Here is a 14,333-nt window from a genome sequence, read left to right as displayed (position 1 = left end):
AAAATTTTTACTCAATTACAGCTAATACATCTTCAAAATTAAGAATCAAGTAATTTTCACCATTATCCTTTACTTCTGTTCCTGAAAATTTGTTATATATTATTTTTTCTCCAATTTTTATCTCTATAAGATTTTGACCTTTTCCTAAGGCTACAATTTCTCCAATATTTTGTTTTTCAGATTCAGTTCCTCCAGCTATTATTATTCCACTAGCTGTTCTCTCCTCTTTTTTGGCTACTTTTACTAAAATTCTATCTCCAATAGGTTTAATATTCATATCTTTCCTCCGAATTCTGATTTCAAATATTCCATTAAGTCCTCTTTTGTCTCTTCATTTCTTAATCCAAACTCTATATTAGCTTTTAATAATCCAATTTTATTTCCAATATCATATCTTTTTCCATCAAAATTATGCGCTACTACTTTTTTGTTATCTTGTAACATCTTTAAAATCGCATCTGTAAGTTGGATTTCTCCACCTTTTCCAGGCTCTGTTTTTTCTAAGTAGTCAAAAATTTCTCCTGATAGTAAATATCTTCCAAGACAAGCCATTTTTGAAGGTGCTTCCTCTAAAGATGGTTTTTCAATAAAATCTTCCATCTCTACAGTTTTATCATCTAAATTCTTAGACGGCTTTACTATACCATATTTACATACATCTTCATCAGGTACATTTTGAACTCCAATTACACTTGCTCCATACTTTTCATATACATCAACTAACTGCTTTGAAACGGGGTTTCCAGGATTATAAACAATATCATCACCTAGAGCTATTACAAATGGTTCATCTCCGATAAATGGCTTGGCCTTTAATATTGCATGTCCTAATCCTAGTGGATGATTTTGTCTTACATAAAATATGTTTGCCATGCTTGATATATCGTCAACTTTCTTTAATAGATCTGTTTTTCCTGATTTTAAAAGGGTATTCTCTAACTCATAAGAATGGTCAAAATGATCCTCTATCGAATTTTTATTTCTTCCTGTTACTATAACTATATCAGTTATACCAGAAGCTACCAGCTCTTCAACTATATATTGTAAAGACGGTTTATCAACTATTACCAGCATCTCTTTTGGTTGAGCCTTAGTTGCAGGTAAAACCCTAGTTCCTAAACCTGCTGCAGGTATAACTGCTTTTGTTACCTTTCTCATACTTCCCCCTCATATAAGTTTATTTTATTTTAGATCCTACTTTTACAGATGAATCAACTTCAACAAGTTTTAATCTATTTTTTTCTTCAGAACTTAAAAGCATTCCTTGAGATAATTCTCCTCTTAATTTAACAGGACTTAAATTAGTTACTGCTAGAACTTTTTTCCCTACAAGCTCCTGAGGTTCTGGATAATATCTTGCTATTCCAGATATTATTTGTCTTGCATGATCTCCTAAACTAACTTTAAATTTTAAAAGCTTATCTGCACCTTCAACTTTTGAAACTTCTAATATTTCAACAACTTGAATTTTTGTTTTAGAGAAATCATCTATTGCCACTGGATTTTCTACTACTAAATTTTCGTTGATAGCAAAAGGATCTACTACCTCTTCTTTTTCTAATTCTAATCTCGGGAATATAGGTTCTGCATTTCCTAATTTATGACCAGCTTCTAAAGCACCCCAGTTTTTAATATCTTCTATCTTAATATCTTGAATATTAAAACCTTCAAATCCTAATTGGTTCCAAATCTTTTGAGCTGAAGTTGGCATATAAGGAGCCACTACAACCGCTATTTTATAAAGAGACTCTACTAACATATTCATAACTGTTGCAAGTCTTAATTTTTTATCCTCATCTTTTGCTAAAACCCAAGGAGCAGTTTCATCAATATATTTATTCATTCTAGATACAAATTTCCATATAGCCTCTAAAGCTTTTGAGAACTCAACTCTATTCATATGGTACTCGATAGAATCTAATGTAGTTTCCCATAATTTTTTTACTTCAGAATCAATTTCTTCTTCAACATTTCCTAAAACTATCTGACCATCAAAATATTTTTTATACATTCCTAATGTTCTGTTTAGTAGATTTCCTAAATCATTTGCTAAATCTGAATTTATTCTTGTTACGATAGATTTAGTTGAATAATCTCCATCATTTCCAAAGTTAACCTCTCTCATTAAACAATATCTGAAAGCATCTACTCCATATTTTGCAACTTCATCTAAAGGAGCTACTACGTTCCCTTTAGATTTTGACATTTTTTCTCCTTCAGATGTCCACCATCCATGAGCAACTATCTTTTCTGGAAGTTTAATTCCAGCTGAAAGTAACATACATGGCCAAATAATTGCGTGGAATCTTAAAATATCTTTTCCTAAAAGATGAACAATTTCTGAATTATTCCAGAATTTATCAAATAATTCAGGATTATTTTCATATCCTACTGCTGTTAAGTAATTTGTTAAAGCGTCAAACCAAACATAAGTTATGTGTCCTGGTGCAAATTCTATAGGTATTCCCCATTCAAAAGTATTTCTTGAAATAGATAAATCTTGAAGCCCTTGTTTGATAAATGAAGTTACTTCATTTCTTCTAGAGTGAGGTAAAATAAAATCTGGATTTTCATCTATATGTTTTAATAGCTCATCTTGATATTTAGACATTTTAAAGAAATACGATTCCTCTTTTACAACTCTTAATTCTTTTCCACAATCAGGACAATGATTTTCATTTACAACTTGATTTTCAGGAACAAACGTTTCACACGAAACACAATATTTTCCCTCATATTCTCCTTTATATATATCCCCTTTATCATGTACAGTTTTTAATATTTTCTTAACTGCATCTTTATGTCTTGGTTCTGTTGTTCTTATAAAATCTGTATAATTTATATCTAAAGCTTTCCACATCTCTATAAATCTTGGAGCCATAGAATCTGTCCAATCTTGAGGTGTAAGACCTTTCATTTTAGCTGTCTCTTCAACTTTTTGACCATGCTCATCTGTCCCTGTTAAGAAGAATACATCGTATCCCATCGATTTTTTATATCTTGCTAAAATATCTGCAGCTAATGTTGTATAAGCACTTCCAACATGTGGATCTCCATTAACATAATATATCGGTGTTGTTACATAAAAATTTTTACTCATACTCTAAACGCTCCCTTAAAATTTATTTATTTCCTAACTCTCTCTCAGCTTGTCTATCTAAATTTAACAATTCATCTCTAACTATATCTGCATACTCATCTAATTCACAATCTGGTGGAATCTCTATAGGATCACCCAAAATACAAACTAGCTTTGAAAAAGGTTTCGGAAATTGGAATTTATCCCAAGCTTTTTCAAAAGTCCATTTATTACTAAATGCTGCTCCAACGGGAATTATTTTTTTACCTGATTTTTGTGCAAGATATAACATACCATGCTTTACCTCATACATCGGTCCCTTTGGTCCATCAAGAGGAGTTCCAGCACTATATCCATTTTTTACAAGTCTTATAAGATTTATTAAACTCTTTGCTGAGTCCTTACCCGAAGAACCTCTTACAACCGTAAATCCAAGCTTTTCAAGAGGAACAGATATAAGCTCTCCATCTTTCGAAGGACTAGCTAAAACTGCCTTTTTTTCAACAAATGTCAAAGTTACAGAAGCTGCAATTAATTTATTGTGCCAAAACGCATAAATATAACTCTCATCTGCCTCAATTTCTTTAGATTTTATTATTTTTTTTCTCATAGTTTTAGAAACTATCTTTAAAATATAATATAGAAGAAAACCATATAATCTATAATTTTTATTAGCCATAAAATAAACTCCTGATTACTAATATTTTGAAGTAATTATACCATACAATATAAATTAAAAAAAGCACCAATATACTAGATATCAGTGCTTTTATTGATTATTAGAATAACCCTGGAATGTTTATTCCACCAGTTACTTTAGACATTTCTTTTTCTGCTAATTCTTCTGCTTGTCTCATAGCTTCTCTAACTGCTGAAAGAACTAGATCTTCTAGCATTTCTTTGTCTGTTGCAGCGTCTTTTATAGTTTCATCTGAAATAACTATCGAAACAATCTCTTTTTGTCCGTTAGCTTTAACTATAACAGCTCCTCCACCAACTGAAGCTTCTACTTCTTTACCTTTAAGTTCTTCTTGAACTTCAAGCATTTGCTGTTGCATAACTTGAGCCTGCTTTAATATATCCATTTGAGAATTTCCTGTTTTTTGAGATGTTTTTAATTTTCTAACCACTTATACTCCTCCTCCAAATCTGTTTCTGCTGTGATTATACCATAGTATGTTATTTTTTTTCAACTATAAATCATATGGAAGATACATAACAGGTTTAAAAAACAATTCTTCTTTTCTTAGTTTGTGCATAATTGAACTTGGAGACATTAAAGCTTCATAATTTCTCATCAAAGTTACAGGTAAAATATAGCTTTGTATAACAGAATCCAAACTCTCTGATGATTTCACTTCTACCACATCGTAATTTTCAATATTGTAATCTTTTGCTAAACCAGATATAGTTTCTTCAATTCCACCTATCTCATCTACCAATCCAATAGTTATAGCTTCTTGTCCCAACCAAACTCTTCCTTGAGCTATGCTTTCTAGTTTACTTCTATCTAAATTTCTTCCCTCACTTACTCTATCTAAAAATTCATTATATACTTTTAAATTCGAAGCATAAATCTTATCTATTTCATCTTTATCTAAAGGTTGTGTCATTGAATATATTGAAGAATATTTTCCTTTTTCTAAGACTTCAACATTTACTCCTACTTTTTTTACTAACTCTGAAATATTTGGTATAAGACTCACTACACCAATTGATCCAGTTATACTTTCTCTATCTGCAAATATTTTTTTTCCAGCAACTGAGATATAATATCCTCCTGAAGCCGCAACTCCACCAATAGAAACATATACTGGTTTTTCTATTTTTTTTATTTTGTTATATATAATCTCAGACGCTAGAGCTGATCCACCAGGAGAATTAACTCTTAAAACAATTCCTTTTACACTATCATCTTTTACAGCCTCATCTATACTTTTAAAAATAACTTCTGGAGTTATCTTACTTTTTATATTTCCTGGAGTTGTATTATAATTTATCTCTCCTTCTGCATATATAATTGCTATTTTATCTTTATTTAAATTTTTCAATGTAACTATACTATTATCAACATAGTCTTGCATAGAAATTTTATTTTCTATATTATTTTCTACTAAAAAATTCTCATAATGCTGAACTTCATCTATCATGTTATACTTCAAAAGGTTATACGGTTCAGATACCATGAAATCTCCATTTAAAACTCTTTCATTTAAAAATATCTCATCTTGTTTTCTCTCTATTGTAACTCTACTTATAAAATTAGAATATACAATCCCTAAAATTCTATCCATATTATTTCTATATTCTTCAGTCATAGTATCTCTTACATAATTTTCTCCATAAGATTTATAATCTCCTACATGAATTACATTAAATCCAACCCCAACTTTATCTGCGAGTGATTTGTAATACGGAGTTTCTTTAAAATACCCATCTAAATTTACAGTAGCTGCTGAACTTGGAGGCATAATTATTTTATCTGTATAAACAGCAACCGAATAGTTTTTATTATCTAAAGTTGTTGCGAATGAATAGACAGGTTTTCCAGATTCTCTGAATTTTTTTATTTTTCCACTTAACTCTTCAGCTTGCGCCTTATTTAAGTTCATGTCATCTAGCTTTATTATTAATCCCGATATATTGGAATTATCTCTTGCTTCATCTATATTTTTTAATAATTTGTAAAAATATACTCCTTGTGGTCTAAATGAAAAAGGAGAAAATATTCCATTTTCAAGATACTCATCAGATAAGTCTAACTCTATAAATGTATTCGGTTTTATGATTGTTGATTTATCCTTTTTAGTAAAATAACTAAATCCTAAAAATAAAATCAATCCTATTAATCCTAGATTTACAATCAATTTAACAATCTGCTTCATTATGAATAAAATCATATTCTTTAGCGCAGTCATAATTTTCATATTTTTCTCCTTCGATTAATTTATTAACTCTCTTAGTATTATTCTAACAAAAAATTCTTAAATTTTAAACATCTTATATCAAATATTTATACTGTATATATGTAATATTCTTTTTATATAATTGTTTCGCCCTTGTTAATACTATATACTTTATTGATACTTTATATTAAAGGGGGACAAATATGGCTGAATTAGTGCGAAAAAAAAGAGGACTTTTTAACAAATTTTTGGATTTTGTAGAAGTTAGCGGAAACAAACTTCCACATCCTGTAACATTATTTTTTATTTTTGCTGTTTCCATAATTTTCATTTCTGGGATTGCTGAAAAAATTGGACTTTCTGTAACTTATACTGGACTTAATAGAGCTAAAAATGTTATTGAAGAGATGACAGTTTCTACTAAATCTCTTATGAATGCGGAAGGAATCAGATATATTTTCAATTCTATGGTTAAAAACTTTACTGGTTTTGCACCTTTAGGAACGGTACTTGTAGCTCTTATAGGAGTTGGAGTATGTGAAGGTACTGGACTTATGTCTGCTTTCCTTAGAAAAATCGTTCTTGCTACGCCAAAGAGTGCAATATCTGCGATGGTTGTATTTGCTGGAGTTATGTCAAACGTTGCTTCTGATGCTGGATATGTTGTTTTAACTCCTCTTGGAGCAGTTATATTCTTATCTTTTGGTAGACATCCACTTGCTGGTCTTGCTGCTGCATTTGCTGGAGTTTCTGGGGGATTCTCTGCAAATCTTTTAGTTGGTACAATCGATCCATTACTTGCTGGTATATCAACTGAAGCTGCTAAACTGTTACATCCTACATACAATGTAACTGCTACTGGAAACTGGTATTTTATGGCTGTTTCTACATTTTTAATCACAATCCTTGGTTCACTAGTTGTTGATAAGATAGTAGAGCCTCGGCTAGGTACATATAACGGTGAATATAAAGGTGATATGAACGAACTGACACCTCTAGAAAAAAAGGGACTGAAATTTGCTGGAATTGCTATTCTTGCCTTCATCGGTGTAATGCTTTATTTAACTCTTCCTGCTGATGCAATCTTAAAAACTAAAGGAACATTAAATGCTTGGACTTCTGACGGTCTTGTTCCTACTATGATGTTCGCTTTCCTAATTCCAGGTATTGCTTTTGGACTTGGTGCTAAAACAATAAAAAATGATAAAGATATAGCTGGATTAATTGGAAAATCTCTAGGAACTATGGGTGGATACTTAGCTCTAGCTTTTGCAGCTTCTCAATTTATAGCATATTTCTCATATACAAATCTTGGAACAATCATGGCTGTTAAGGGAGCTGACTTCTTAAAGAGTGTTGGTTTCACTGGGTTCCCATTAATAATAGCCTTTATAATCATAACAGGATTTATAAATCTATTTATGGGATCAGCGTCAGCTAAGTGGGCAATAATGGCACCTATTTTTGTTCCTATGCTTATGCAAGTTGGTTACTCTCCTGAGTTTACACAAATTGCATATAGAATTGGAGATTCTACAACTAATATTATCTCTCCTCTAATGTCATATTTTGCTGTAACTGTTGCTTTCGCTCAAAAATATGATAAAAATACTGGTCTTGGAACTTTAATTTCAACTATGATTCCATTCTCTTTAATCTTTATGATTGGATGGATTATACTATTATTCGTTTGGTATCTATTTGGATTACCAATTGGTCCTGGAGCTTTTATAGGAATATAAATAATATAAATAACAAAAGAGGCGATATTAGTATCGCCTCTTTATATTCTTTATATTTTCTCAAGTTCCTTTTCTAAAATATCTAATAATCTATCAAACTCTTTAGCTATTGAATCAAAACTTTCTCTTTTACTTAAATCAACTCCTGCTTTTTTTAATTGATCCATTGGATGGTTGTTTCCACCTGATTTTAAAAGTTCTAAATAACTCTCTCTTGCAATCTCTTTTTCTTCTACTGTACTATTTGGATTTGTCACTTTATCATACAAATTAGCCGATGCAGCAAAACTTGTTGCATATTGATAAACGTAATACGGAGAATTATAGAAATGAGGTATTCTAGCCCAAATAAGCTTTTGTAATTCATCCACTTCAATTCCCTGTCCAAAATAATCACTAAATAACTGTGCCATTATCCCATCTAATACTTCTGGAGTTATTGCTCCACCATTTTCCACTATCTTGTGAGCTTGATACTCATAGTCTGCAAACATAGTTTGTAAATAATATGTCCCCATAATATTTCCTAATGCCTGCTCTATAAGAGCTATTCTCTCTTTAGGATCAGTTGTATTTTCTAACATACTATCCAATAATAATCTTTCATTAAATGTAGAAGCAATTTCCGCTATAAATATAGTATAACTATTTGTAGGATATGGCTGATTTTTTACAGATAACATACTATGCATAGTATGCCCAAGCTCATGAGCTAACGTGAAAACTGAATCCAAAGTTCCGTTGTAATTAAGTAACATATATGGATGTACATCATATATACTTATTGAGTAGGCCCCACTTCTCTTATTTGTTGTTTCAAACACATCTAGCCACCCTTCGCTCAATGCTTTATTAAGTCCTTCTACATATTGCTCCCCAAGCGGTGAAACAGATTTTAAAACATCTGACTTAGCTTCTTCATAAGAAAAATCTCTATTGTAATCAACTATATTTATTTGGTTATCATAGTAATAGTAATTTGAAAGTTTTAATGCTTTTTTTCTAATATCTATATATCTCTTTAATGGAGCTGTGTTAGCTTTTGTAGATTCTATTAATATCTCGTAAACATTTACTGGTATATTATTTGCTTCTAGGGCTTTTTCTAGAGTCGAACCATAATTTCTTGATTGTGCCGATGCCCAGTCCCTTTGTAATAAGTTTCTATATATAGCTCCGTACGTATTCTTTCCAACTAAAAATGATCCATACATCGCTTCAAAAGCTTTTTTTCTATCTTCTTGATTTCTATTCGTAGAAACAACTTTTGAATAAACTCCATTTGTTACTGGAACTTTCGTTCCATCTGAAAACTCCACTTCATTCCATTTTATATCTGAAGTTGAAAGCTCACTATAGATATCACTAGGTGCTCCCATATATTGACCAAAGTATGATAACAATCTCTCTTTATCTTCTGTTAAAACATGTCCCTGTAATCTATAAATTTCCATTAACGGAAATTTATTCTCTTGCAATTCAGGATAAGTTTCTATCCAAGTTACCATAGTCTCTTGAGGAATTTGCAAAATCTCAGGTGTTATCCACGCTGTTGATATTGCATATTTTGTATATATTGATTCTATTTCTTGTAATTTTATAGAAGCTTCTTGATCTTTTGAATTCAAATCTTTCATCAAATAAGGATATAAATACACCTTATCCAATGTTCTTGAAAGTTTTTCTTCTAGTTTCACCAGTTTTATAAATTCTTCAGGATTATCTTTTATTTTTCCTTTATATGTTGGTATAACATTCATCATTTCTTGCATATTATCTACATCTTTATTCCAAGCTTCCCAGTTCGGATAAATATCATCTAAATTCCATTTATACTTAGCTTCTATTTCTTCTCTTTTTAACATACTATTATCAGCTCCTTTTTCTATCTGATTCTCTTTTACCTCTTGTTTTACTATTTTCCTATTTTCATAATAAGTTTTTCCGAAAAAACCTAAATTTATTAATCCAACTATTATTCCCAAATATACAAATTTCTTCATAATATTCTCCTCAATTTTAGATTCTTAGAACTATATTACTATACAAATAAAAAAATGGAAAGAGTTTCCTTTCCATTTTTCCCTTGATTATATATTTTTAGGCAATATTTTATTTAATGTAACTCCAATCAAAGCCGCTATTGCAAGTCCTGATATTGATACAGTTCTCCAGATAACAACATTTTCAATTGCTATTCCTAAAACAAATATCAATGAAGATATTATTAAATTTCTTGAATGAGAGAAATCTAATTCCGCTTCTATAAGAGTTCTAACTCCAACCGAAGCTATCATTCCAAATAGAATTATTGATATTCCTCCCATTATTGGAACTGGTATAGTTTGAATTATTACTCCAAACTTACCTATAAAACTTAAAACAATTGCATAGCACGCTGCTATTCTTAGGATAGCTGGATCATAAACTTTAGTTACAGCTAGTACTCCTGTATTCTCACCGTAAGTAGTATTAGCTGGACCACCTAGGAATCCTGCCGCTATTGTTGCAACTCCATCACCTAATAGCGTTCTTGCAATTCCAGGGTTTTTAAAGAAATCTTTACCAACTACAGCACCATTCGTAGTTATATCTCCTATATGTTCTATAAAAACTACCATAGCTATAGGAGCTATTGCTAGGATAGATGTTATACTAAACTTAGGAATTGTTAATATTTGCTCTAAATCATTTGATGAGAATCCAAACCATCTAGCTGCTAATACTGGTTGGAAATCTACCATTCCCATAGCAACTGCAACTAAATACCCAACTATAACTGAAACTAGTATTGGAACTAATCTAAAAAATGATTTTTCTAAAACAGAAATCGTAACCATCGATGCTACAACAATTGATGCTACTATTAAACTTTTTATGTCAAAAGTTCCATTTGAATATCCCGCCATATTAAGAGCTACTGGACTCAATCTCAATCCTATAACCATTATTATTGGTCCTACAACTACTGGTGGGAAAAATGATCTTATTTTATCAACACCAAACACTCTAACCATTAGTGACATTCCTATATACACCAATCCAGCTGAAATTACTCCACCTTTAATTGCAGCTATTCCTCCCTCTCTTAAAACCAATGCAAGTGCTCCAATAAATGCAAATGATGATCCTAAGAAAACCGGTACAATTCCTTTAGTACACAGGTGAAAAAGTAATGTTCCTATTCCTGCTGAAAGTAATGCTATCGCTGGACTCAAGCCAGTCAAATATGGAACTAATACAGTGGCTCCAAACATGGCTAAAACATGTTGAAATCCTAAAATCAATTTTGTTCTTGTTGAAATATTGTTCATTAAATCCTCCAAATTATGCTTTTATTTCTGCGTATTTTCTTCCATCTAAAATTTTATATGCAAATAAAATTATTAAATATCCTAAATGGAACTCTAAAGTTCCGTACAGTTTAAACTTTCTAGATTTTCCATTATCTAAATATCGAAATCCAACTTTTAAAATAGAAATTATGTACTTATCATCTTTTCTATCTGGAGTGAATGCAAGAAGTCCTCCTACATAAATCATTAAAATTACAAGAGATATTAAAATTACTATAATTGTTGTTAACATAGAAATCACTCCTTACTTTTAATCGTTTAGAATACATAGTAGTCTTCCGGTATTAAAATCTACAGTTGCTTCATCACTACATACAATATTACTCATACATCTTGAATCTCCTCTTTTTAATAAGTAATCATTTAAAGGATATTTAAATCCTTTTAAATTCATATTTCTTACCTCATCTGAAAAGGGAACAAATGAAATTATCTTATTTTTTTTGTTAATAAAAGTATACTTTCTATCGACCGAAAATAAAAGCTCTTTTTCTGTTTTTATGTTAATATTTTTATATTTGAAGAGAAGATTTATATTAGTTAGTTCATGATCCAATCTTCCTCCTAATCCACACAACACATAAATTTCATCGTAATTTTTAGAACTTACATATTCTATCAATAATTCTCCATCGGTAGAATCTTTTTCTTTACTAAATTTTCTTAAAATTATATCACTATCTTCTAAATCTTTAAACTCTGAATCTGAAACTGAATCAAAATCTCCCCAGACTTCTTTAGGAATAGCTCCAGCTTTTAGACACTGCCTATAACCACCATCAGCACAATAAACCGAGCTATTTTTAAAATCTAATTTTTTATAAAATTCTTCTTTTTCTCCAACACCATTTAAAAATATATATGCTCTAGTCATCATCTTCTCCTGTAAGTACTTTCATAAATATAGGCAAATGATCAGATACATTTTTTCTCGTATCTATATAATTTCCATTTGTAATATCTATAGCTCCACTCACACCCGTAAACTCTTTTGTATATTTCAATGAAATAAAAAAGTTGTCATATGAATTCGCAAATCCTTTACTTCCGATTGTTGTCTTTATTGTAGGATCAATTGCATAGATTATATTGTCAGGAATATCCATCAGTTGCTGAAATGACTCATCATTTGCTGGTAAATTAAAATCTCCAGCTATTATTATATCATTTTCTTTGGAATCTTTCTCTTGAAAATATTTATAAATGTCATCAAATTGAAAGGCTTCCGCTCTTCTTTGACTCTCTTTTTTTCCAAAAATAGAATGAATTAAAACAAATGTAAAATCAAAATTATCTATTTTAAAATTAGCAGCATATGGCTCTCTTATTAATTTATTCCCAGGATCTGGATAAAAACCTTCACTTCCTAAAAATTTAACTTTATCTTTTTGATAAACATATCCATAATACTCTTTATATCCATCGGTTCCAACAGCATATGGAGAAATATGATATGCCCATTTTTTATTGCTAACTTTTTCTAAATTATCTACTAACTTTTCAAGTCCTTTTTCATCCATAACTTCTACTAATCCTATTATTTCAAATTTCTTTATACCAGAAGCCATTATTTCAAAATTTTTTTTTGCTTTTACCAAGCCTAAGAGTATTAAAAACTCCAATATTTGCTTCACTAGTATAGACAAAAACAGAAATAATAAAAAACAGAAATAATCGTATAACTTTTTTCATCAATCCCCTCCTTGAAATTTTTTAGAGGTTACAAAAAAATGCCCAACCAAGGGCATTTCTCTAGTAATTTTCTGGGAACATTATTTTTTCTACACCTTCAATTATTATATGAAGTATCATCATATGAATCTCTTGAATTCTATCTGAAGTAGCACCAGGAATTATAAATTCATGGTCACACATTCCTTTTAATTTTCCACCATCTTTACCAAGTAATACCACTGTTTTCAATCCCATTTTCTTTGCAGATTCAACAGCTTTTATTACATTTTCTGAATTTCCACTTGTTGAAATCCCGATAAACATATCTCCAGGTTTTCCATAAGCTTCAACACCTCTAGAAAAAATGTAGTCAAATCCATAATCATTTCCTACACAAGTTATATGTGATGAATCTGATAAAGCTATAGCTGGTAAAGCTCTTCTATTTCCACGGAATCTACCTGTAAATTCCTCTGCAAAATGAAGTGCATCACAGTTACTTCCACCATTTCCACATATTAAAACTTTGTTTCCTTCAAAAAAAGTTTCAGATAAAGATTTAGCTACTTTTTCTGTCTCATTTCTCTTTGATTCTTCTTTTATAAACTTCTCTAGCATCTCCAGAGTTGTTTTATAAGAGTTCAAAAGTTCCATAAGTTCCTCCTAATATTGTATCTTATAATTTTGGACGAAATTAACAAACTTAATAATCTGAATAAGATTTTTCTTATCTTTTGTTATTACGATTTGATATCCGTCTTTTATTTCTTCTATTTCTTCTATAACTTTAAATTCTCCACTCTCTATTTCTTTATGCACAGCATAGTAAGGAAGAATTACATTTCCTATTCCCTCACGAACCATTCCTTTTATAACTTCTAAGTTTCCTAAAACTGATATCTTAGTCTCAAAATTTATTTTATGTCTCTCTTCTACAATTGCTATAGCCTCATTATTATTTGGAATATGTTTTCTACTAATTAATGGATCTTTGGCTACATTTTCAATATTTCTATATTCCCTTCTACCAACTAACACATATGGAACCTTATCTAAAGTAATAACTTCAAGATTTGGGTCTGTTATATGTTCTTCGTCCAATAGTAATATATCTAATTCCCCCTCTTTCAGAAGCTTTAAAAGCCACTGCTTATTAGATACATTTATATCGTATTCAATCTCTTCATGAACTTTATTAAATTCTTTCATAAGACACGGTAAAACAGGCTCTCCAATAACTGGACTCGCCCCTATAGAAATTTTAGCTCTATCTAAATCTATTATTCTGCTTATCTCTTTTTCAGCTCTTTTTACTTTTTCAAAAATCTCTTCTGCCATTTTAAAAAGCGCTTCACCTGTATAAGTTAACTTAATCTTTTTAGAACTTCTATCAAATAATCTAGCATTTAATAACTCTTCAAATTTTTTAACTTGAATTGATACAGCCGATTGATTGATATACAGCTTGCTTGCAGCTTTAGTAAAACTTTTCTCTTTAGCTACCTCATAAAATATTTTTAAATAATGTAAATCCAAAACCATCACTCCCCAAATATTATAATTATATATAACATCA

General features: G+C 30.3%; 13 protein-coding genes and 1 pseudogene. 1 reads left to right on the top strand and 13 read right to left on the bottom strand.

Annotated elements, in window-relative coordinates:
• Positions 1-7 precede the first annotated feature (7 nt).
• From H3N56_RS08615 to sppA, 6 genes are all read right to left on the bottom strand, one after another.
• Entirely contained in the window at positions 8-277 is a 270-nt protein-coding gene (locus H3N56_RS08615) for a co-chaperone GroES (protein WP_185880784.1), read from the bottom strand.
• Complete coding sequence (gene galU / locus H3N56_RS08610; RefSeq protein ID WP_185880783.1) at positions 274-1,158, bottom strand: UTP--glucose-1-phosphate uridylyltransferase GalU; 885 nt, start codon at positions 1,156-1,158, stop codon at positions 274-276. The genes H3N56_RS08615 and galU overlap by 4 nt, the downstream gene beginning before the upstream one ends.
• 19 nt (positions 1,159-1,177) lie before the next feature.
• Positions 1,178-3,100, bottom strand: a complete 1,923-nt coding sequence (gene metG, locus H3N56_RS08605) for a methionine--tRNA ligase (RefSeq protein WP_185880782.1) — start codon at positions 3,098-3,100, stop codon at positions 1,178-1,180.
• A gap of 22 nt (positions 3,101-3,122) precedes the next feature.
• The gene (locus tag H3N56_RS08600; RefSeq protein ID WP_185880781.1) at positions 3,123-3,758 is read right to left on the bottom strand and encodes a lysophospholipid acyltransferase family protein; all 636 of its coding nucleotides are present in this window, start codon (positions 3,756-3,758) and stop codon (positions 3,123-3,125) included.
• A gap of 100 nt (positions 3,759-3,858) precedes the next feature.
• Entirely contained in the window at positions 3,859-4,209 is a 351-nt protein-coding gene (locus H3N56_RS08595; RefSeq protein ID WP_185880780.1) for a YbaB/EbfC family nucleoid-associated protein, read from the bottom strand.
• A 63-nt stretch (positions 4,210-4,272) separates the two neighbouring features.
• The gene (gene sppA / locus H3N56_RS08590; protein ID WP_185880779.1) at positions 4,273-6,006 is read right to left on the bottom strand and encodes a signal peptide peptidase SppA; all 1,734 of its coding nucleotides are present in this window, start codon (positions 6,004-6,006) and stop codon (positions 4,273-4,275) included.
• A 182-nt stretch (positions 6,007-6,188) separates the two neighbouring features.
• Here sppA and H3N56_RS08585 point away from each other — a divergent pair, with 182 nt between their 5' ends.
• A complete protein-coding gene (locus H3N56_RS08585) occupies positions 6,189-7,727 on the top strand; it encodes an AbgT family transporter (protein WP_185880778.1) in 1,539 nt (512 codons plus the stop codon).
• A 50-nt stretch (positions 7,728-7,777) separates the two neighbouring features.
• Here H3N56_RS08585 and pepF read toward each other — a convergent pair whose 3' ends face one another.
• The 7 genes and pseudogenes from pepF to H3N56_RS08550 form a co-directional block, all read right to left on the bottom strand.
• Positions 7,778-9,592 (bottom strand): oligoendopeptidase F, encoded by a 1,815-nt coding sequence (gene pepF / locus H3N56_RS08580; RefSeq protein WP_185881106.1) that lies wholly within the window; start codon positions 9,590-9,592, stop codon positions 7,778-7,780.
• Between the two features lie 225 nt (positions 9,593-9,817).
• Positions 9,818-11,041: a uracil-xanthine permease family protein gene (locus H3N56_RS08575; protein WP_185880777.1), complete on the bottom strand. Its 1,224-nt coding sequence runs from the start codon at positions 11,039-11,041 to the stop codon at positions 9,818-9,820.
• A gap of 13 nt (positions 11,042-11,054) precedes the next feature.
• Complete coding sequence (locus H3N56_RS08570) at positions 11,055-11,315, bottom strand: hypothetical protein (protein WP_185880776.1); 261 nt, start codon at positions 11,313-11,315, stop codon at positions 11,055-11,057.
• A gap of 18 nt (positions 11,316-11,333) precedes the next feature.
• Positions 11,334-11,957, bottom strand: a complete 624-nt coding sequence (locus tag H3N56_RS08565; RefSeq protein ID WP_255492165.1) for a thiamine diphosphokinase — start codon at positions 11,955-11,957, stop codon at positions 11,334-11,336.
• Positions 11,950-12,775: pseudogene (locus tag H3N56_RS08560) on the bottom strand (endonuclease/exonuclease/phosphatase family protein). The gene H3N56_RS08565 and the pseudogene H3N56_RS08560 overlap by 8 nt, the downstream one beginning before the upstream one ends.
• 60 nt (positions 12,776-12,835) lie before the next feature.
• Positions 12,836-13,411 carry a D-sedoheptulose 7-phosphate isomerase gene (gene gmhA, locus H3N56_RS08555; RefSeq protein ID WP_185880774.1) on the bottom strand — a complete coding sequence of 192 codons (576 nt, stop codon included), beginning with the start codon at positions 13,409-13,411 and terminating at the stop codon, positions 12,836-12,838.
• Positions 13,412-13,420: 9 nt separating this feature from the next.
• On the bottom strand, positions 13,421-14,293 hold the full coding sequence (locus H3N56_RS08550) for a LysR family transcriptional regulator (RefSeq protein ID WP_185880773.1): 873 nt from the start codon (positions 14,291-14,293) through the stop codon (positions 13,421-13,423).
• Positions 14,294-14,333: the final 40 nt, after the last annotated feature.

The sequence above is a fragment of the Cetobacterium sp. 2A genome, assembly GCF_014250685.1.
Classification (GTDB): domain Bacteria; phylum Fusobacteriota; class Fusobacteriia; order Fusobacteriales; family Fusobacteriaceae; genus Cetobacterium.
This window is presented reverse-complemented; position numbering and strand designations above follow the sequence as displayed.